Source organism: Gimesia sp. (assembly GCF_048260065.1).
Lineage (GTDB): Bacteria > Planctomycetota > Planctomycetia > Planctomycetales > Planctomycetaceae > Gimesia.
The window spans coordinates 18,567-38,447 of sequence record NZ_JBLXHC010000022.1 but is presented as its reverse complement, the minus strand read 5'-3'; the positions used below and the strand labels follow the sequence as shown (position 1 = coordinate 38,447).

Genomic DNA, 19,881 nt, shown 5'->3' with positions numbered 1-19,881 from the left:
GCTCGGGGTCTGAAAATGGTTTAACCTCGCTTGATTCCCGCTGCTTTGAAAGCAGGGGCCAGGTTCTGATAGCAGGTTTTGGCAGCAGCTACGGGATCGTAGCCTTTCTGGCGGAAGACCATGCTGCTGACTTCACAACAGATATCTCCCCGATAGCCGCCTGCAACTGCCAGTTTGAGCAATTGGACGTAGTCAATCTCGCCACTCTCACCGGGCAGAGCGAAACTGACTTTTCCGTTTTTCATTACGGTATCTTTGACCTGGATGAAACTGGTGTAAGGGAGCATGGTCTGCAGCGATTCTTTCAGTGAAATATCGCGATGGGTGAAATGGCTGTAGTCATAGTCGAGACGAATCCAGGGGCTGTTGACCTGTTCGACCAGCCAGACTCCCTGATCGGGATGATCTACCACGCCCCCCCGATGCGGTTTGACAGCGATGACCGTTTTCGTGCTGGCAGCGACTTTGGCCCATTCTCCCAGGTTGTCGCGCATTTCGTTTTTGAGGGCATCCCATTTCCCACTTCCGGCGACTGTTTCGATCAGTGGAGGATGGTCGGGGCGCAGATCGTGTCCCAGTTCGGCGGCCTGTTTGAGGCGTTCGAGCACTTTCTGTTGACTGGCTTTCGAGCCGGTCAGGTTACAGTGTTCCATTAAAGAAGTCAGTTTCAAGCCGGTCTCGTCCAGTGTTCTGGAAACCGCTGTGCGACGTTCGGCATTCAGTTTGGCAGGTGTGGCGTCCCAGTCATCCATCAGAGTCAGTTCCACCGAGTCGTAACCGATGTCGGCGACGATGCGAAGGGCCTCTTCTGTTTTCATGTGAGGCATACCATACAGGCTGAAGCCGAGTGTGAGATCCGGCTCAGCTGATGTTTCTGCCTGCAGGCTGTTAAGCCCCAGCAGGCCGACTGTGCCGATACTGGCGGTGGTGAGAAACTGACGTCTGGTGAGCGACTGCATATCTGGTTTCCTATTCTGGTGGCGAGTGGTTCAGGCTAGTTGTTGATTTGGCGAACGGATTCACCCGGAGTCAAATGTGGTTCGAGGGTCAAGTCAACATTGGCAATGGCGTTGTTCATTGACAGGCGGGTTTCCAGTTGTCTGACGGCGAGCCGGCCGATGTCGTGGGCGTGAATGTCAAACGTGGTCAGCTGTGGGTAGAGGCCGGTGATAAATGCATGGTCGTTGTTGCCGGAGATGACGCTGATCTCTTCACCGACTTTGATCCCGCGACGAGCCAGCGATCCATAGACGACTGCCGCAACACTGTCTGCCCCTGCGAAAATGGCTGTCGGCCGTTTGTCGGCGTTTAATAACTGGTCGACCAGATGCTGCACGGCGTCTGTTGAAAGCGGGGGTTTGATCGGCAGCTTCCAGCCTCGGGAGGGAGGATCGACGAAACGTTGAATATCCAGACCGCGCCGCATCGCCTGCGAGACAAATCCGGTTTCGCGATTTGTCATGATCAGGTGATCGGGCTTCGGACTGAGGAAGGCGACACGCTGATGTCCGTGATCGGCGAGATAGTCGGCGGCCTTTTCGCCCAGGAGGACATCGTTCGCGCCGACGCAGTCCCCCCCACAACCTTGTGGTCGGCCGAGGAGCCAGACCGATGGAATGTGAGCAAGTCGTTCCATGAATGGTTTATTGGATTCGAGCAGCATCTTACCCTGCAGGGCACCGATGAGGAACAGGCCATCCATCTGATCGAAATCCAGATGGGCGGGGACCGCTTGCAGATCGGGGATGTGGGCAATTTGAAAACGGACACCCAGTTCGGAGAACGCATCTTCGACTCCGCTGATGGCAGAGCTGACGACCGGGAGTGAGATCAGCGATCGATCCAGTCCCAGGGAGAGAACGAGCAGTCGTTTTCCGGCCAGGATACTGCCTGGATTCTGGCTGCTGACTTTCCTGGGACGCCGACGTCTGAGGGGACGATAGTCTAATGATTCGGCGACCTGGCGAATTCGTTGTTTGGCTGCTTCGCTGATGGAAGGATCGTTCCGCAATGCGCGGCTGACTGTGCTGACTGCACAGTCGGCTGCTTCTGCGACGGTTTTTACTGTGACGAGTTCAGCAGTTTTACTCACAGCAGGCCTCGCTGGTGTCTGGCTCAGAGATACTGATTCAATGCAAGTCAATGCATATAAGTGTAAGTTGCATAATCGAGAGTGTATTGTTTGCTCACTCTATTCTTGTTGATAAACGATCAAGTGAAAGATGTAAAGCAGAATTAGTTTATATCTATTAAGTTTGATGAAAATCGAGAGAAGTGTGATTACACAGCATATGTTATGCAAATAGTTCTTATTTGCGTAATATTGAGATTGAGATGCCTGATTCATTCGTAGTTTGTTTCATAGAACTGGTAATTAATGTCTGAATGTAACTTCTGATATCCAGTTATATTTGACACTGTATAAACCTCCCGTTTTATTGATCTTATCGCAATATCGGCGACCCAATAAGATAGCTGTGCGATCTGAGTGAAGTTGTGGCATATCGTCAACACAAATCGTCAGGCAGGGAATATGGACTGGAAATTGGAATTGATGTTCGCAGTACGTGTACTCGTTGCTGCGGTCCTGGGTGGTTTTATCGGCTGGGAACGGGAATGGCATGGTCGGGAAGCCGGGATACGAACTTACGCCTCGGTCGCGCTGGGTTCATGTGTCTTTGCGCTGATCTCATCACATATTCCAGGCGCTGATCCGTCGCGTCTTGCTGCAAACATTGTGACCGGTGTCGGTTTTCTGGGGGCTGGTATCATTTTGCGGGATCGTGGTCGCACAGTCGGTCTGACGACTGCAGCGACGATCTGGGCGACTGCCGCGGTAGGGACTGCGGTCGGATTCGGAATGTATCTGCTGGCGACGCTCACATCTATCATTGTTTTCGGAGTGCTGGCCGCACATCATTTGACCGACTGGAAAAAGTTATCGGGAAAAGGTGTCGAAGATAACACGGCAAAGAATGAATTGAGCAGCAGAGAAGATTCAGACGATTAATAAACAGGGAATGTTAACCAGCGGGTAGAACCCGAGATTTTTTCTTTGATGTTGCAGGTGATTTATTTTGCGATGAAATCGGTTTCTTTCAAGCTGAGTCTGACGGGGCCCTGCATGGTGGTAATCCATAGTTCACCGGGAGTGATTTCCATCACATAAGGATAAGAGACACGATTTTCATGTTTCTTGCCAGCTGGTGTCAGGTCGCGGGCGATGACTGTCGGATCGCTCCAAGTCTTGCATTCATCGTCTGAAAAAGCGATTGACAGTTCTTCGCGTCGACCGAGTTTGCGTTCCGGGTCACGGAAGCGGTTCCAGAGCATCACAATCCGTCCGCTGTCGAGTCGTTGCAGAATCGCGGGTGAACTGCTGGCAGGAATCTCTGAAGGTTGGATGGTTCTCCAGGAGGCGCCTTCGTCGGTGGAGAAGGCTTCCCAGAAGCGTCCGAATTTTGTGCGGATCAAAGCATAAATGCGACCATCCTTCAGTTCCACGATTGTCCCTTCCATAGCGCCGTCATGATCGCCTGAGCCGCCGAGATCAATCATGTTGCTGTGGTTCCAGGTGGCCCCTTCATCATCGGAGTAATAGGTCAGCATGACGTGTCGACCCGGATTGGCAATCGCCTGAGAGACGACGACGATAATGCGACCGGACCGGGTCTGGATGATACTACGAACCGCGCCGCACCAGCCATGATCCTGCAGAATCTGCGGGGGGAGCCACGACTTTCCGTTATCGGTACTGCGGACAATGTAGACCGGCAGATAACAGTCTGACTGCGGCCCTCCCAGTTTATCGTTCCAGTTGAATTTCCGTTCCGCCAGGTTCATGAATGCCAGGATGATGGTTTCTTTTTTAGTTTGAATCAGTGCGCGTTCATTGCTGGTCTGAAACTTTGCAGGCTCCTGATACAGAGGCGTTGACGACCAGGTTTTACCCTGATCAGTGCTGATGAGAGACTGCTTTGCGTCTGGAGCCAGCAGGCTACCATCCTGAAGTTTGATGAAGGGGCCCAGATGCTGATGTGGGAGCTTTTTGGTCTGGGAATGATTCCACTCTGCCCGGGCAGTGGTGAAGGAAACTGTGAGAATAATGAAGAAGCAGGATATCGTGAAGCGCGTTAACATTTCTGTGGGCCTTGATTTAATATTTTCGTAGTGAATCAGTCTTTCAGTTCAAAGTCGACCTGAAACGGCTCGCTTCCCGCTTCGACTGTCGCTTCCAGTTGAGAGTCTTTGTAATATTTTTCGGGTACGTCGATGGCTGGTTTGGTTGCTGCATCGATTTCACCGAGAGACATACCGGTAGTGTCGTCAGGTAGAATGGGCGTGCCTTTGATTTCAACTTTGTGTTTTCCGAGAGGGACCCCTCCTTTATTTGTGACTTCGTATTTGCCATCACGAATTTTTCCCGCAGCAATGGGACCGGTGGGTTGGGGAAGAAAGCGTATGACGCCTCCCTCAAGCGGTGTGCCGTTGAGGGTGACGTTTCCCGTGACAACACGGCGGTCGGGAGCATCGCTGATTCCGCCACAGCCGACCAGCAGCAGGCTGGTCAGCATGCATAATATCATTTTCAGTTCAGGCATTTCTGCCTCCTTTCAATAGGGGGATCGATTCTGTTACTCCCTGCCTGAAAGTCTGCTAGAGAAGATCAAATCGCGGCTCCCTCAAAACGGGGCAGGCTGCGAATTGAACTGCCGATCAATCAAACTGCAGAAAGTAACCGTAGATTCGATTTAGAATTCGCCTACAACTTCACGTCCATTGCGGGTGGTGATTGCAGATAGTGTGCCCTGATCAATGTTTTCCGAGATGAAGCGGACGGATCCATCGCCGAGGACGAAGTGAGCACCACCAACGTGAAAACTGGAGAAGCCCTGTGGGCGAAAAGCGAATGACCCACCGCCGGGAACCGTATCGATGCTGTTGATCCCATTACTGGTGTCAAAAACATCGTAGCCCGTGTAGGAATTACCGTTAAGTCCGGATGAGGAGAGTGACCCTGTGACTTCTCCGACCATCAGGGTATTGCTGGCACCATCGATGATGTCCCGCATTTTGATACGCGAGATGGCAAACAGGATGCCATTCCCAACTGACGTGGGACGTACTCCTGCGCCACTGTTGCACTTCCAGCTGATCGAATCGGCAACCCCTCCCATATCGGTTCTCCCCATCCCATCCGGTAGTGCGCCGGCAAAAGCGCCTGCTTTGTTGACGATGGTATCGGGTTGGGGATTGCTGGGGCAGAGAAAAGGCATCACGGGAGCGAGGCAGGTGCTGGAACTGAAGTTCGCAGGTACGAATGGGGTCGATCCGGAAAAGTTGAGGTTGTTATAAATGTTGGTCTGATCAAGGTACGGGAGAATTCGTACGCCCCAGGAAAACATATGGGCTCCCGAGTATCCACTGCATCCTCCACTGATTCCAGCTCCAATCGGAAAGGCAGTGAACGTGTCATGGTAGTTGTGTAATGCCAGCCCGACCTGTTTGAAATTGTTTTTACAGGATGAGCGGCGGGCTGCTTCCCGAGCCTGCTGGACCGCTGGCAGTAAGAGAGCAATCAGGATGGCGATGATGGCTATCACCACCAGCAATTCAATCAGAGTAAATCCACGATGGCGTTTTTTGCTAGTATTCAGGAACATTGAACCGTCTCCATCAAACGAAACTCAGAAAATATAAACGATATAATCACCCTGGCACACAGGTGCATCTTCTAAAGCGGGACAGAACTTGAATCGTTCTGTCTAAGTTTTGCAGGAATCAAATTCATCAAACTGAAGTTGTTGTATTTGTTTCGATATCCGCGCCTGAGGTATCGTAGTTTTCGTTTCTGTATTCTGTTGTCAGAGCGACTCGTTCGTCTCTGTGGGAGCTTTTAATTGTGGTTTCAGGTGGTCCGTCAAATATCTGGTTGCCAGGTCGGTGTCCCGGTCGGCAATCGCGTTTGCAATTTGTTCATGTTGCCGGAGTCCTTTCGTCGTGGGGGGATGACCATACAGGTCACCTGCATGAAAGTAATCCAGCAGCACGCCATGAAACTGTTTGACAAAGTTGCCGTGTGAGGCTGCGAGAATCGTCTGGTGAAACAGGCAATCCATTTCTTTATATGCTTTACTGGCTCCCTTGGGATCCTGCTTTATTTTTTTCATCACGCGCTTCATTTCAGAGACAATGGTCTGCAGGCGAATGATTTCTTCTGAGGTAATCGATTCGACGGCCAGAGCAATGGAGCCGATTTCGATCACCGCGCGTAACTGCTGCAGTTCCCTCCAGCCCTGGGGACTGGCAACCTGGGGGACCAGCGCTTTTCTGAGAACATCTGAAAAATTATCTGCTTCCGCGACACAGAGCCCGCGTCCCTGTCGACCAACGACGACACCCAGCCCTCTGAGTGAACCGACGGCTTCACGTACAACCGTTCGAGAGACACCAAACTGGTCAGCCAGTTCCGCTTCGGTTCCCAGTCGATCGCCAGGAGCCAGGCGTTTGCTGCGAATGCGTTCACAAAGATGGTCAGCGAGTTCAGCGCTCAAAGTTCGTGATTCCGTTGAAGAAATCGAGATATCGTCACGCGATACTTCCATTGATTCACTGCTTTCCTGCGAGCGCCATAGATGGCAGTTGAAATGCGGTTCAGAGTGAAAGCCGGCGGCCAGATTAAATTTGGCATGAATTTCCAGAAGAGGAGTTCATTGTCGCTGCATTCACATTATATTATAAATCAATAGATTGTATGACAATCTGGTTTATTATCATATAACCGCTTATTTAGTCGTCAAGATAATTCATGAAGTTTTGCTGAAGATTGCTGATGTTGAGAACGGGATTGTGATCTAATGTCTGATCATGGAGTCTGTCATTCAGGCCGAATCTCAATGGAAATCTCTGGTAGAGGAAGCGTTATGGAGTCGGCGTATTTCACGCTGGGAGAAGGGCATACGCCTTTAATCAAATCACGTCGGATTGGTCCTGAAGCGGGGCTGTCTCATTTATATTTCAAGCTGGAAACGGTGAATCCCACCGGTTCTTACAAAGACCGTTTTGCAGCCGCTGCCATCACAGACATGCTGGCACAGGGAAAGAAGAGGGTTGTCACCTGTTCGAGTGGAAACGCAGGTTCTGCGTTGGCAGCTTACTGTGCAGCAGCAGGAATGAGTTGTCAGGTTGCTGTGTTTATTGGCGCTCCTGAAAATAAACTGAAACAGATGCTGGCTTATGGCGCGGCCGTGTGGCGAATTGAGGGGTTTGGTGCCGATCCGGAAATTTCAGGAAAAGTATTCAAGTATCTGAAGCAACTGGGATCTGCTGCTGATACGGAGTTGCAGGTCAGCAGCTATCAGTTCAATCCGATCGGGATGGCGGGAGTTGAATTCATCGGACGGGAACTGGTTGAACAGATTTCCGAAGAGCAGGGGAGGATCGATCATCTGTTCTGCTGTGCCGGCGGAGGCGGATTGTTACTGGCCGTTTATCGTGGCTTTCAGTCAGCCTGCCAGGAAGAGAAGATCGACCGACTGCCGGCATTTCACTGTGTACAGCCGGCGGGAAACAATACGATCGCCGGCCCGTTACAGGCGGGGACCGATCGCGCGCAGACCTGTCAAAGTACGACGAAAATTGGTGGCCTGCAGGTAGCCAGTGTGCTGGATGGAAATGATGTGATCGCCGCCTGCCGGGAAACCGGTGGGAATGGATATCTGGTGGAAGACGAATATGTATATGAAGTCCAGGCGCTGCTCGCGCGTCAGGAAGGCATTTTTTGTGAACCTGCTGCCGCAGTTTCGCTGGCAGGAGTGTTACAGGCAGCCGCCGAGGGAAAAATTCAAAGTGAGGAGACTGTTGTCTGTGTGATCACAGGCAGCGGATTTAAGGATCAGGGGTCGGTTGATCGCATGCTAGCGGATACAACCTGTCCGGTGATTTCCTTCGCTGAATTTATTGACCAGACGGCTTAAACCCATTTTTAGAAAGTAAACAGCATGGCCCACTCGTTGAAAATGATTACGGCATTGGGAACTCCACTGACAGTGGAGGAAGATCTGCATTCAGCAGGACTGGAAGCACAGATTCAAGACCAGCTGACGCACGGGATCAATGGTTTTCTGATCGCCGGTACGATGGGGCTGATGCAGCTGTTGAAAGACTCGACGTATCGTGAGCTGGTCGAGCAGAGCGTACAGTTCAACGCGGGAAAAGCCGAGCTGCTGGTAGGAGTGGGGGATACCAGTTTCGTGCGGACTCGCGAAAGAATCCGCATGGTAGAAGATTGTGACATTGATGGGGTGGTCGTGATCTCACCCTACTTTCTGAAGTACAGTCAGAGTGATCTGGTCGATTATTTTGAGGCACTGGCGGACCTGAGTTCCAGGCCTTTATTTCTCTATGATCTTCCACAGACGACTGGCACGAAACTGGAAGTAGAGACGGTACTGCGGCTGGCAAAGCATCCCAATATCCAGGGGATTAAGTGCTCGGATCATTTTACGACGATTCGTCCCGTCATTGATGTTGTGGGGGATGAGTTTCGTGTGATCGTTGCGCAACCGAATCTGATGGATGTCTTATTGCAGGCGGGAGTACGAGAACATCTGGATGGAATTTATATTGTTGTACCGGAATGGATTGAAGCCATGGTAGAGGCGACTTTGGCAGAAGACTGGAGTCGGCTCGCGTTGGTGCAACAGGATCTGTCAGCATTGCTGAGATTACTGACGACGTTTTCAGCACCACTGTTTTCGACGGTGACCACACTGATGAATCTGAGAGGGATTCCCGGCAACTTTGCGCCGCAGCCGATGCGACCTGTGACCGCTGCCGAGCGGGAAGAACTGCTGGCTCACCCGCTGGTACAAAAAGTACTGGCAGGGAAACCGGTCACTTCTCTCGAAGCATAAACTGGAACCGGATCTGTTCAGTCGGATGTGTGCTCAACCTGTTTGACGAGTTTGTCAACGGTGTCTGAGATCAATGTTTCCGTATCCGGTCCCCAGCGGTATGCAGGACGCCCGTATTCATACAGATTGTAGCCTCCCTCATAACCCCCTTCGAGCCAGACCCGTTTGGAGGGGATGTAGGAGATCATGTCGTCGGCATAACCACAGACCCAGGTACCTGGACCGAACTCGCGTTTGAATTTTAATGCATAGTCAACGACGGTTTCGGCACCCATGCCGATCATCAGCATTTCACTGCCCAGTCGCCAGGCATGCAGGGGGTAGGGATAGCTTGAAGGAAAAGTCTCGCCGGCGTCCAGCTTTTTCAGCAGCCGTTCCGCCCAGCGTTTTTTGATGGCACTGCCGCTTTTCAGGTCAGCTTCCAGATCGGCACGTGTGACGGTTTTCAGGTAGGGGAGGTCGACATAATCAAATGCAGTAGTTAAACCGTCCGAAATGGGCTGAAGCGGTTTCTGTAAGACTTCCTCTACCGCGACGGCCAGCATGTGTCCGTATTTTTCACAGAGTTCGACTTTGCGGCGGGGGAGCGGGTTCTGGTCGCCACCACAGGTGTTGACGAACATGGCGGTAACGCCGGGATGTTTTTCTTCGAGTTCCAGCTGGGCAAAGCCGGGGTAATCGCCGCAAACTTTGGTAAAGCTGAGTGTCGTAGGATGGCAGGCATATCCAAACAGAACAGCATCCAGTTTGCCATCGGGTCGTGTGACGGTCATCACGGGCACATCGTGGTCGACTGGTCCCACCAGTTCTTTACCCGCTTTGAGGAGATTGGGGATATCCGCTTCACGATTATTGCGACGGTTGACGGCAAAGGTGGTGTGACCGGTTCCCATCTGCAGTTGGGCTGGTGCCAGGTTTTTCAGTGACTTGCCGATCATGTCTACGGTTTTGACAACCATGCGGTCGGTGTATTCGTCGACCAGTTTGACCTGCATGGGATCGACGGGATAGTAATCATAAAGATCATCGCCAAGTCTGGGTCCACAATGGTTATGTGAAAAGGTAAACATGATCTGATGGCGTTCCAGCTGAAACTTCTGTTTGATCTCAGCGAAGACACGATCGCTCATACTGCGGGGGACTCCCTGGAAATCACTGGTGATCAGCACGGCGCGGTGACCTTTGTTATCTTCCAGGGCCAGCGCTTTCATCCAGATATCATGTAGCTTTCCATCAGGCAGTCGCTTGGAGCCATAGCCTGCCAGCCAGACACCGGTTTGAGGTGTGATGACTGCTTTCGCAATTCCTGCTTTCCATTCTGTTTCAGCATGGACTTCAGGTAGTCTGCCTGAAATAAAACTGACAAATAAAATACAGGACCAAAGCACAAATCGATTACTTGATTTCAGTGATGTGATCGACTTTTTCATGAAGGTTTCCTTGTTTGCTGGTCCTGATGATTTAGTGCCATGTGGTGTGCGACAGTCGAGTATTCTAATGTAAGTTAAGAAAGGTGGTATCGCAAGCAGGAAGAGATCTTTCGCGAAGAAACTCATGCCAGACAGGTGATCAGATATTATTTTGACTGGCGAGAATTGATCATGAGAGGTGTTTCTTAATGATACGTAAGAGTATAATTCATGTATAAAATATAATTTAGTTTTGTTGAATAAAGCGTGTTCAGTGTTAATTCACTGTACGTGTTTTATTATTTTCAACTACTCTGTGAATTAAAGAAATCTACTTGTTGCCTGCGCTCAAGAAAAACATAAAATTCATGCGAGATTAATGAAAGAAGAGTGCTGCTTTACTCGACTTGGTTTTGAGTATGTTGGTGTTCCCTCCAATTATTAAGCCATTCTTATCCGCCCTGCTTTAATCTACTAAAGCGATTGACCCGGGCTCTCATTTCAATGCCAGTTTTTCCGGTATTGTTCACATTCATATTTCTATCGTTAAAGGGTTGAATTCATGCGATCGAAGAACGTATCTCTCAAGCGAGGTTTTACCTTGATCGAATTGCTGGTGGTGATTGCCATCATTGCAATTCTGATTGCTCTGTTACTTCCTGCAGTGCAACAGGCGCGCGAAGCTGCTCGTCGCAGCACCTGTAAAAATGCTTTGAAGCAGGTCGGACTGGCGTTACACAACTATCACGATTCCCATCGCACGTTTCCTCCGGGGGCAGTGTGGTATGGAAACGGTTCTGCTCCAGCCGACGGACGTAATGCCAACTGGGGAACCACCTGGGTCGTGCAGGTTCTGCCATTCATGGATCAGGCACCGTTATACAATCAGTACAACATGTCATTGAATGCACGCAGCGCGAACGCCAGTTCCGGTACGAGTGTATTGCGGGCGAAGATTCCCGTTTTGCGCTGCCCCTCTCAAACCGGGGTCGATCGTGCTCTGCTGACACAGGACTTCACCGGCTTCTCCCGAATCACTTATGCCGGTTCCGTGGGAGCAGGTACAAGTCTGAATATTTCTGATTACAACGGTACCCGCCGCGGAATTTTCAGCCCGATTGCCCAGAATGGCGCTATGATCCGGGATATTTCAGACGGTACTTCGAATGCCATCATGCTCGGTGAAATTGTAGTGGGAACTGCAACATCAGATGACAAAGGTGCGTGGGGCTGGTGTACGGGAGCCCTGTTCAGTGGTAGAAACAGTAACGGTATTCTGACTCCCAATACGACGAAAGTTACAGATGGAACGCCGTATGCTGCGAATAATACCTCTGACCAGAATTTTAACCGTCGTAACAACCCCGACATCACAGGTGCCGGAGCAGGTCAGGGACTGCGCAGTTTTCACGTGGGTGGGGCTCATGTGACACTGGCTGATGGTTCTGTACGGTTCATCTCGGAAAATGTGGATCAGAATACTTATCTGAATCTGTTGTCAATTGGCGATGGAAATATTCTTGGTGAGTATTAATCGATCAGTGAGAACGAAACCATAACTTGAATCTGCAGCTCCTGTGTTTTGCATCGGAGCTGCTTTTTTTTAAATACAGGATAAATGAAATGAAAAAAAATAACTCAGTATTCAGGGGGCAACTGCTTTGTATGGCAGTGTTGCTTCTATTCTCGTCAGTATTGACTGGCTGTGGTGCGCCTTCATCCCCGCCACCTACGGAAACACAGAAAAGTGACGTTGCGAAAAAGTCGGTTGATGAATTTGTCGCAGCAGCAAAGAAAAAACCGAAAGAGGCTGCCCAGAACCTGACGATTCTGATGGAGTCTCTGGACGCCTATGCGAACGAATACGAAGGGCCTTACATCGAACTGCGGGATGCTGCGAAAGAACTGTTGTCTCTGTATCAGAGCTCGGCGGCGAAAGATAAGATTGATGCCCAGCTGGAAGTGCTGCAGCAAAAAGCGAATGCCCTGGCGTCAGCCAACTGAATCGGAAACCAGTGATGGCACGTACTATCACGGGCGTGCCATCACCGATGGCGTTCTTACTTTACAATCTTCAGTGATTTGATGCTGCCGTTCTTTTTAAAGTCCTGGCTGAATTCGAGCGTGGCCTGAACCTGCACTTCCTCATGACCCGAGATTGTCACTGTGGGAGGCGTCAGGTAGCCCGAACCTGCGTTGATGATTTTCAGGCCGGTCACTTTTCCGTCTTTGATGATCGCCTTTGCCGTGGCAGGCGTATGTTTCCAGAGCCCTCCGCGTTCAGGCTGGTATCGATAGTAATTCGAAACCGTATCCAGTCGGTCGTTAGTGATACCATGCTTGCCCAGTGCCGACATTAGAACTTCTTTATTAGCGCGAGCCCGTGCCGGTGTCGGATCGCCGCCGCGCGCCGGTTTCACATTGCTGAATGCCTGGCGAAAGACTTCGGGTTTCACACCCAGCGCTGCGGCGATCAGAGCGACTGGGCGTCCGTGATCCCGCGGGTCAGTTTCGTATCCACCGGCGAATTGAACAGTGTCAGCAGGAGAATTAGTGGAGACAGCTTTTTTACGTTCTGGTTCTGGCATTGGTTCGAATCCCGGTCGAGGAGGCCGCTCCGCATCTGGACGATGATCCCGGTCTCTGTGAGGTCGATCTCCGTGGTGAGGGTGTCGGTCTCCCTGCTCATAGTGGTCTCGGGGAGGATGAGGTGGGCGTGGCATTTCATCACGTGTCAATGTACCACTCTGATCACGATCCAGATTCTTGAGTACCACGCCTGACTGTTCGATTTCCTCTTGAGAAATCTCACCACTTTGATCGGTATCGAACAGCTTCATGAAAGGATCAGGCGGAGGCCCGCCGGGTCGCTGGCAATCATGATCTTGGTTTCCACGAGGCGGATGAGCAGAGATTCCAGTAGCAATCAGTACGGCAACCGCAGCGAACGCAATCAGATATTTCATCAGCATCGATCTCCCTGTTGGGGGCCCATTAGTGCAATTTATCACTGTACCACATGATTGATTTGGCGGTACCAGTGATCTGACAGAAAACCTAACGCATGTTTCGTCGAAGCACTACCAGATAATTATCGATTTGGAGCGAATAATCTGGTTTTTTCTGATTTGTGATCATCCGTCTGCTTACTCACTTCCCTCCAATGCGAACCAGGCCTGCATCTGGTAGGAGCAGTTGCACTGGGACGAGCCGTCGGGAACGAGGACCAGGCCCCCGGCCGGGATGGCGTTGATGTAACAGCCAAGGCGGATACCGCCGAAGTTTTCGACGCCGGCTTTGCGGGTCAGGTCGACGTACCCAAGCGTGGCGGAGCGGAAGACCATCAGGTGTTTGCTGGCCGAGATCTGACCGCAGCCATAGGAACGTTCGAAAGTGAAGGGGATCGGTTTTCCGGATTTCAGTTCCCAGGCACCCCCCTGTGCAAAGATTTTGTCACCGTTGATGACCGGGTGTGATTGATACTCGGCTGCGATATCCCAGATCCGTTTTCCGGTTTTCGTATCCACGGCAGCCAGCCGCCCGCCGACTTCGGAAGGGAGCCGGAAGAATTTGTGCCGGATGCCCTGGTAGAACATCAGCAGGATGTCATTCTCTTCAGAGACCGCCAGTTGTGTTCCGAAGATGTCCTCTTTGTCTTCCCAGAGATCAGCCCCCGTTTTCGCCTGGAAGGCTTTCAGCTTGCCTTTGCGGTGTGCGTCTTCCGGTGAGGGAGGATTGGGGCGACCGTTACGGCGGGCCTGTTTGATGTGGTCGGCTTTGGCAATTTCCCGATCGACGAGAAAGACGCTGTCGTTGCCAATGGTGATCGCGTTGTTACGGATCGAATACTCGGGCTGGTAGGTCCAGAGAATGTTCCCGGTTTTGGCATCGGCGGCGAAAAACAGAACCGATTCATTGCGGAGGCTGATGCCTTGATAGCGGGGACTGGTGTGATGCGCGTCGTTACTGACGGTGCCATAGATCACGCCATCATGGTACGCGAGGTAGCCCCAGTTCTGGTTGGGATCGTCGCGACTGACAGGGGTGGAGATTTTGCGGACCAGCTTCCCGGTCTTCAGTTCGATCTGATGGCAGAAGGTGTCTTTATAGACGAAGGCATAGTCGCCCCCGAGGCAGAAGTTGCTGCCGACTTCGGCCGTGCTGACATCGTGATGAATTCCGTTCATGTCGGTCAGGTTGTTCCTGAGCTGATATTTCCAGAGCGTATGCCCGTTGTAGGCGTCGAGTCCACACAGACCGTGCAGACCGCCGACAACCATGACGCCGCGATTCACCAGCGGGGCCGGACCCTGTCCGTGCCGGTTGGGAATTTGAAAATCGACATCACGATACCAGTACATCCGCAGCGGGCCTTTGACGATTTCATCGTTGGAATTCACCGTGTTGGTGGAATTGGAGTACTGGTGCGTCCAGCTGCCGGCCCCTTTGAGATCGTCTTTGGTTTCCAGCTGCAGGTTTTCAACGGGACCCCAGCAGAATTGACCTCCGAAGGGACGTTGAATCCGGCGGGCTTCTTTGAGAATCCCCGGAGAGACATCTTGAGTCAGCGAAGCCGAGCAGATTACGAGGTTCGCGAAGTTCTTTGAGTAGGGCAGGTGTTCGGGATCAGCGACATGCACGGCGACCCGCGAACCGTAGACGTCTGCTGCCGCGAGGCGTTCGCGGGCCTGCTGAACTTGGTCGGGATCCGCCATGACGACATAGATCTGAAAGTCGGACTGGCGGGCCAGTTCGAGGGCAAGGTCCACATTGGTGGCGCCCAGTTCGACACAGATCCCGGTGGAGACGTCGGTCTTCTCACAGATGGCTCGCGCTGCCTGCTGGTAGAGCGGGCTGGTGGTGACGGGCGATTGTGGCTTTGCCTCGACCGTTTCTGGTGGATGTGCATTGGCGAAACAGCAGATGACTCCCTGGTCGGTGCTGGCGATGAGGCATTCATCTGAGGCTGCCAGACCGCGGACGGTGCCTTCGATTTCATGCGACCACCAGGTATTGGCCTGGCCTTTGAAGTCGACGCCGGTGACCTTGTTGTGCGAACCACAGTACGCATCGTTGCCGGCGATGATGACATCGGTGATCGTATAATCCAGGGGGATGAGCCGCTTTTCTTTGAGGCTTCTGATCGAGATCGGTTTCCCTTTACGGTCGTTGGTTCTGGTGTCGATCCACGTGCTGTAAACCAGTGACTGCCCACTGCCGCGGAGAACGCCTTGAGGAGTTGCCGCGAGGGGACCGGTGCCGGTCTGTTGTGACAGGTCGCCTGTCAGCTGGTCGAACAGGCAGCCTGCGTTTGCGAAGAACTGGTCGGCCAGCATGACTTCCGAGCCGCCGCGCTGCTGATTTTTCTGCAGATGGTAATAGCGAAATGCGCCGGTCGCCCGATTAAAGGCGGCGGGGACGGCGCGTCCGGTGGGCATGAAGATCTGGTCCGGACTGGCAGCGAGATAGCCTTGTGATGAAACACCACTCTTGGCACTCGCACCCCCGTGCGGCTGATTCATGAGGCGTTGTCCGGAGTTCTGATTGCTCCAGGTGACGTCTCCGGTTTCCGCGTCGAGGGCATACAGGTAAACGCCATCAGAAGGCCAGACCCCGGCTGCGAAGTAGACCTGATCGCCGAGAACGACCGGGCCGCCTCGTGCGGGCCAGTGTGAGATCAGTCGATCATTGCCCATGATGAATTTGCGATCGGGGCCGCCCCGTTTCTTCCAGAGCAGTGAACCATCTTCGATTTTCAACGCATACAGGCAGCCATCATCACTGGCCACAAAGACGCGATCTTTCCAGGCAGCGGGGGCAAAGCGAATCGGCCCTTCGGTAAAGAATTTCCATTTGAGCTGACCGGTTTTCAGATCGAGGGCGTACAACTGGTCGTCGGTGGAACTGCCGAACAGGACCGTCTGTTTAACCACGATTGGCTGAAAGACTTCGTCAAAGGTAATGCGGGTGTGCGTGGGCCAGGCGGGAGTGGGGGGCTGGGGAGTGCGAAACGTCCACTGCAGCTCCATGCGATTGGGGAGCGGTTCCTCTGTCGATCCACTGCGGGCGGCATCACCGCGATACTGGGGCCAGTCGGCAAGAATGAAATCGGAGGTGAATGCAAAAATAAACAGGAACAGGAAAACCGGCGGGAATTTCATGGAGCGCCTCTGAAGGTCAGTTTTTCGGACAGGAATACGAATCAGGAATTATTGATCTGTTATGCTAATCCATGTAAGGGGACTTGTCACCGATAACAGTCAAAAAACAGCTGTTGGAAGTTCAATCTCCCCATTGCCAATAGCCCAACCACCCTGATTGGCAGGGAAAAAAACGCCCCCCGCAAAGTTGGGCATAATCTCTGCGCATGACATACTCATTTTTTAGAAAGGACTCCAGAACGATGCACCCGGCATCACGCTGCACGCGGGCAACAAAGGGTTCATTATTCACGTCGCCATTCGCCTGTAAACTATATTTTTCTCATCTGCTACTACACAATTCCGCACTCTCACTGCATAAAATGAACTTGACCGCTGCGCGCCACCCGCGATAAACGTAGACCTGTGTCGCGCGCGTGACCAGTTTACAGTGCACCAGAACACGGGCCACCAGTTCCCGGTATTCACTATAAAACAGCCTGTTTTTTCCAGATTTGCACTGCCTGCAACCACACTGGTTCGCAAAGTGCGCGTGCGGGTCGCCGCACATCGCAGACCCTCGCCCCGGCACCGCTCCGGTTCCCCCAGACATCGCCCCGGTATCAACCTGTATCGCCACAGCATTTTCAAAATCCCCTTGCTCCCCTCAAGCCATTTCCTAAGATGTTCCTCGCACAGGAAAACAAACCCGATTTCCCAAATCCCAAACATCACTCCCTCCCTATCGTGTTGTTTCATGTTTTTCGTGGTAGCATAAAATCCGGACCCAGTTCAGCCGACACCGTACACCGTCCGTTTGTCATAGGAAACCGACAGATCGACGGTCAAAAGTGAAAACCACTCACCGACCAGCCAGCAAAAATCGTAGGGGCTGACTCATGTCTCAGCCCGCGGCACCCACATCGTTTTCCCAATCAAAGCCCACCCCGTCTAACAGATTCTACCCGATCTCACAGCCGCCGACGGAGATGAAAATCCCGTACCACTGCTAACAGACAATCAGAAAGCCTCCGCGAGCTGCCCTTCATTAGCCGCAGAGCGTTAGCTCCGGTTGTATCCCGAACTGTAAAACCGCAACGAACCCCGAACAGCTGACATAAAACAAAGGGTGCCCCCGGATACACTCTGAGGTTGTCGCAGACTACAGGAAACCGTCAGCGAAATCGTACCACAAAGTAACACATCACCAGCCTGCCGCGTCGTAAGGACGGCCCCCAGATGCCAGCCCGCCGCGCTCCGAACCAGTTTCAGCCTGTGATGGAAACCGATGAAATTCTTGAAGTGGATTTTTCTACCACGAAAAACACAAAATGACAATGAAGTGAAAGTGGGTGAGCCCGGATGCACATCCGGGCCGAGCGCAGCGAGCAGGAGGTCGCAGCTACCGCGTTCGTTCCAGAACCGAGCGTCCTATACTCGCCTGTTACAGCCTGCAAAAATCGTGATGCAGAAGCCGGGTGTCAAGACTTGAAATCCAAGTGCGACTCTACCGCTGTCCTCAACATCCCCGCCTCTTTTTTCGCCTTCAAGTTGGCGATCATCTCAATCGGGCAGAACTCTATCGAATGCGTTGAATAGCCGGAAATGACAGGCAGCTTGAAATACATGTATCTTGGATTCTTGAGACACAACTCCCATTTGCCGCCTACGAGTTTTCGGAAGACTTCGCCAAGGTAACGTGCGGCCCTGTTGTCAAATGAACTGTCAGAGTGTTCGCTGTTCGCAGTGATGAACCGTTCCAAATCGGCAAGGCTATCGATCGAGTAGTTGAGGTTGAAGCCAGCTTGAGAAGCTGTCAATACGAACTCCTCAAGAACATCGTCCATCTCAAAGAGAAAATGCTCAAACTTCTCCAATTCTTCATCCGTGGCGAGAGTCTTCTTTGTATTGCTCATTGATAAAAGAGTCTTGACCTGCTCTGTAGAAAACTGATCTCTGATTGCTGTTTTCCTAACTACCGAGTCATATTACACAATACTTCATGACACAGACAACCAGGTCTCCACGGATGGTCTTGGCTGCTGCTTTCAAGATTGCCAGGTAATCACCTCCCGCGTAGGCGCAGCGCTGCATCTCCAGGAAGTTTTCGCAGTACCAACTGTTTGCCTGCCTGGTTCTACAGCAGTTTTTTCAGCTCGATTTCCGGAAACGGCAGACGTTTCTACTCGAACTCCCTGTCTGACTGCTCTGATTGAACTGAAAATGATACCAGACATTACAACATTCCAGAAAGCGTCCTGCGATCAGAAACGTGTCCAGACCAGAGCCTTAAATTCCTTCGCGTGTCTTGTCTCAATCCTGCAGCAATTCTTTGACCGGAATTGACTGATACCGCAGCCCCCCTGGTCCATAGTAGACCAGATGCAGTGTATCGTCGCGGAAGTCCATGCTGGCATAGCAGTAGGAACCTTGGGAGTTTTCTTCGATGTTGATCAGCTTCTCCCAGGTGACGCCATCATCATAAGACAGTCCGAGTGTGAGAGGCGTACGTGGTCCCTGGTGGTCGGCTCCAGGAACCACGGCGTTATTCCAGATCAGAATCAGCGGTGCCTTCTCCCCGGGGGCACGCTGCAGCAGCATGGGGGCTTCGGGATGCACAATGTCGGTCTTTTCAGCCGGACCCCAGGTCTGTCCGCCATCCTGGCTGTAGGAACGATACATGCGGGTCGTCTGCGTGCGGATCAGCATCAGAATCCGTCCGTCAGAAAGTTGTTCAATCTCCGGTTCCATTGCGCCCCGCAGCGGGCAGTCAACCTGGTTGCCAGAGCGATGCCAGGTCTGCCCTTCGTCATCAGAATAGTAGCTGAAAGAAACAAAATGCTCGTCCTTCTGCCAGGCGCTGGGAGAACCATAGGCGGCCAGCAGGATACGACCTGATTTCAGTCGGATCGCTGCAGAGTTTACTGCAAAAATCAAACCCTGTTTTCCATGCGAGAGTTGCTTAGGTTCACTCCACGAAGCACCCTGGTCTGTCGATTCTTTAAACCAGAGATTGGCAAACCGATTGCTGTCGATGCGGATATAGATCAACAGGATTTTGCCACTTTTGGTTTTGACGAGGCTGGCTGACATCACATTCATTTTGCCGATGTTTTCCTGTACGGTTTGCGGTGTGGACCAGGTTTTGCCGCCGTCATCCGAATGAATCTGGACGAGTCGGGCAGGATCGTGATCGTTACCGGTAGCACCATACCATTGAGTGTAAACGAGTAGCAGTCGCCCGTTGTCGAGCGTCAGCAGACTGCCTTCCCCGTGTCGCGGGAGTTCACTGGTCGCTTTGACCAGCAGTCGCGATTCGGCCTGACAGTGTCGCTGGTTTACTGTCGTTACCGCAGCCATTAGCAGCAGGATGAATCCCGCTTGATTGAGCGGAGAGCGATTCAAATACGATTTCAT

General features: G+C 52.1%; 16 protein-coding genes. 5 read left to right on the top strand and 11 right to left on the bottom strand.

Translation table 11 applies throughout. From position 1 onward, the window contains the following. Window positions 1–20: 20 nt before the first annotated feature. Window positions 21–959, bottom strand: a complete 939-nt coding sequence (locus tag ACN0YN_RS27825; RefSeq protein WP_417388218.1) for a sugar phosphate isomerase/epimerase family protein — start codon at window positions 957–959, stop codon at window positions 21–23. Window positions 960–994: 35 nt separating this feature from the next. Beyond that, window positions 995–2,092: a LacI family DNA-binding transcriptional regulator gene (locus ACN0YN_RS27820; RefSeq protein WP_417388217.1), complete on the bottom strand. Its 1,098-nt coding sequence runs from the start codon at window positions 2,090–2,092 to the stop codon at window positions 995–997. A 441-nt stretch (window positions 2,093–2,533) separates the two neighbouring features. On the opposite strand from ACN0YN_RS27820, the gene ACN0YN_RS27815 reads away from it, so the two are divergent. After that, window positions 2,534–3,010, top strand: a complete 477-nt coding sequence (locus ACN0YN_RS27815; protein ID WP_417388216.1) for an MgtC/SapB family protein — start codon at window positions 2,534–2,536, stop codon at window positions 3,008–3,010. 62 nt (window positions 3,011–3,072) lie between these two features. Here ACN0YN_RS27815 and ACN0YN_RS27810 read toward each other — a convergent pair whose 3' ends face one another. The 4 genes from ACN0YN_RS27810 to ACN0YN_RS27795 form a co-directional block, all read right to left on the bottom strand. Beyond that, window positions 3,073–4,140 (bottom strand): sialidase family protein, encoded by a 1,068-nt coding sequence (locus ACN0YN_RS27810; RefSeq protein WP_417388215.1) that lies wholly within the window; start codon window positions 4,138–4,140, stop codon window positions 3,073–3,075. A gap of 35 nt (window positions 4,141–4,175) precedes the next feature. Then, window positions 4,176–4,601 carry a hypothetical protein gene (locus ACN0YN_RS27805; RefSeq protein WP_417388214.1) on the bottom strand — a complete coding sequence of 142 codons (426 nt, stop codon included), beginning with the start codon at window positions 4,599–4,601 and terminating at the stop codon, window positions 4,176–4,178. 150 nt (window positions 4,602–4,751) lie between these two features. Continuing rightward, complete coding sequence (locus tag ACN0YN_RS27800; protein WP_417388213.1) at window positions 4,752–5,663, bottom strand: DUF1559 domain-containing protein; 912 nt, start codon at window positions 5,661–5,663, stop codon at window positions 4,752–4,754. A 201-nt stretch (window positions 5,664–5,864) separates the two neighbouring features. After that, window positions 5,865–6,605, bottom strand: coding sequence for a FadR/GntR family transcriptional regulator (locus tag ACN0YN_RS27795; protein WP_417388212.1), 741 nt, complete (start codon window positions 6,603–6,605; stop codon window positions 5,865–5,867). Between the two features lie 318 nt (window positions 6,606–6,923). On the opposite strand from ACN0YN_RS27795, the gene ACN0YN_RS27790 reads away from it, so the two are divergent. Together ACN0YN_RS27790 and ACN0YN_RS27785 are read left to right on the top strand one after the other, a co-directional pair. Further along, the gene (locus ACN0YN_RS27790) at window positions 6,924–7,976 is read left to right on the top strand and encodes a threonine synthase (RefSeq protein WP_417388211.1); all 1,053 of its coding nucleotides are present in this window, start codon (window positions 6,924–6,926) and stop codon (window positions 7,974–7,976) included. Window positions 7,977–8,000: 24 nt separating this feature from the next. After that, window positions 8,001–8,915: a dihydrodipicolinate synthase family protein gene (locus tag ACN0YN_RS27785; RefSeq protein ID WP_417388210.1), complete on the top strand. Its 915-nt coding sequence runs from the start codon at window positions 8,001–8,003 to the stop codon at window positions 8,913–8,915. Between the two features lie 17 nt (window positions 8,916–8,932). On the opposite strand, the gene ACN0YN_RS27780 is transcribed toward ACN0YN_RS27785, so the two are convergent. Beyond that, window positions 8,933–10,345, bottom strand: coding sequence for a neutral/alkaline non-lysosomal ceramidase N-terminal domain-containing protein (locus ACN0YN_RS27780; protein ID WP_417388209.1), 1,413 nt, complete (start codon window positions 10,343–10,345; stop codon window positions 8,933–8,935). A 541-nt stretch (window positions 10,346–10,886) separates the two neighbouring features. Between ACN0YN_RS27780 and ACN0YN_RS27775 the strand changes: the two genes are divergently transcribed. Both ACN0YN_RS27775 and ACN0YN_RS27770 read left to right on the top strand, forming a co-directional pair. Then, window positions 10,887–11,858, top strand: coding sequence for a DUF1559 domain-containing protein (locus tag ACN0YN_RS27775; RefSeq protein ID WP_417388208.1), 972 nt, complete (start codon window positions 10,887–10,889; stop codon window positions 11,856–11,858). 89 nt (window positions 11,859–11,947) lie between these two features. Beyond that, window positions 11,948–12,328 (top strand): hypothetical protein, encoded by a 381-nt coding sequence (locus ACN0YN_RS27770; protein ID WP_417388207.1) that lies wholly within the window; start codon window positions 11,948–11,950, stop codon window positions 12,326–12,328. A gap of 56 nt (window positions 12,329–12,384) precedes the next feature. Here the strand turns inward: ACN0YN_RS27770 and ACN0YN_RS27765 are convergent, their stop codons facing one another. The 4 genes from ACN0YN_RS27765 to ACN0YN_RS27750 all read right to left on the bottom strand — a co-directional run bounded on the left by ACN0YN_RS27765 (window position 12,385) and on the right by ACN0YN_RS27750 (window position 19,881). After that, window positions 12,385–13,290, bottom strand: coding sequence for a hypothetical protein (locus tag ACN0YN_RS27765; protein WP_417388206.1), 906 nt, complete (start codon window positions 13,288–13,290; stop codon window positions 12,385–12,387). Between the two features lie 180 nt (window positions 13,291–13,470). Then, window positions 13,471–16,485 (bottom strand): PQQ-binding-like beta-propeller repeat protein, encoded by a 3,015-nt coding sequence (locus ACN0YN_RS27760; protein WP_417388205.1) that lies wholly within the window; start codon window positions 16,483–16,485, stop codon window positions 13,471–13,473. 1,460 nt (window positions 16,486–17,945) lie between these two features. After that, window positions 17,946–18,380 (bottom strand): hypothetical protein, encoded by a 435-nt coding sequence (locus ACN0YN_RS27755; protein WP_417388204.1) that lies wholly within the window; start codon window positions 18,378–18,380, stop codon window positions 17,946–17,948. A 397-nt stretch (window positions 18,381–18,777) separates the two neighbouring features. Further along, window positions 18,778–19,881: a sialidase family protein gene (locus ACN0YN_RS27750; protein ID WP_417388203.1), complete on the bottom strand. Its 1,104-nt coding sequence runs from the start codon at window positions 19,879–19,881 to the stop codon at window positions 18,778–18,780.

Excerpts from the sequence above, each read along its gene's own strand:
- ACN0YN_RS27825 (WP_417388218.1), bottom strand. The coding sequence starts at position 959 with ATGCAGTCGCTCACCAGACGTCAGTTTCTCACCACCGCCAGTATCGGC.
- ACN0YN_RS27815 (WP_417388216.1), top strand. The coding sequence starts at position 2,534 with ATGGACTGGAAATTGGAATTGATGTTCGCAGTACGTGTACTCGTTGCT.
- ACN0YN_RS27810 (WP_417388215.1), bottom strand. The coding sequence starts at position 4,140 with ATGTTAACGCGCTTCACGATATCCTGCTTCTTCATTATTCTCACAGTT.
- ACN0YN_RS27805 (WP_417388214.1), bottom strand. The coding sequence starts at position 4,601 with ATGCCTGAACTGAAAATGATATTATGCATGCTGACCAGCCTGCTGCTG.
- ACN0YN_RS27800 (WP_417388213.1), bottom strand. The coding sequence starts at position 5,663 with ATGTTCCTGAATACTAGCAAAAAACGCCATCGTGGATTTACTCTGATT.
- ACN0YN_RS27795 (WP_417388212.1), bottom strand. The coding sequence starts at position 6,605 with ATGGAAGTATCGCGTGACGATATCTCGATTTCTTCAACGGAATCACGA.
- ACN0YN_RS27790 (WP_417388211.1), top strand. The coding sequence starts at position 6,924 with ATGGAGTCGGCGTATTTCACGCTGGGAGAAGGGCATACGCCTTTAATC.
- ACN0YN_RS27785 (WP_417388210.1), top strand. The coding sequence starts at position 8,001 with ATGGCCCACTCGTTGAAAATGATTACGGCATTGGGAACTCCACTGACA.
- ACN0YN_RS27780 (WP_417388209.1), bottom strand. The coding sequence starts at position 10,345 with ATGAAAAAGTCGATCACATCACTGAAATCAAGTAATCGATTTGTGCTT.
- ACN0YN_RS27775 (WP_417388208.1), top strand. The coding sequence starts at position 10,887 with ATGCGATCGAAGAACGTATCTCTCAAGCGAGGTTTTACCTTGATCGAA.
- ACN0YN_RS27770 (WP_417388207.1), top strand. The coding sequence starts at position 11,948 with ATGAAAAAAAATAACTCAGTATTCAGGGGGCAACTGCTTTGTATGGCA.
- ACN0YN_RS27765 (WP_417388206.1), bottom strand. The coding sequence starts at position 13,290 with ATGAAATATCTGATTGCGTTCGCTGCGGTTGCCGTACTGATTGCTACT.
- ACN0YN_RS27760 (WP_417388205.1), bottom strand. The coding sequence starts at position 16,485 with ATGAAATTCCCGCCGGTTTTCCTGTTCCTGTTTATTTTTGCATTCACC.
- ACN0YN_RS27755 (WP_417388204.1), bottom strand. The coding sequence starts at position 18,380 with ATGAGCAATACAAAGAAGACTCTCGCCACGGATGAAGAATTGGAGAAG.
- ACN0YN_RS27750 (WP_417388203.1), bottom strand. The coding sequence starts at position 19,881 with ATGAAATCGTATTTGAATCGCTCTCCGCTCAATCAAGCGGGATTCATC.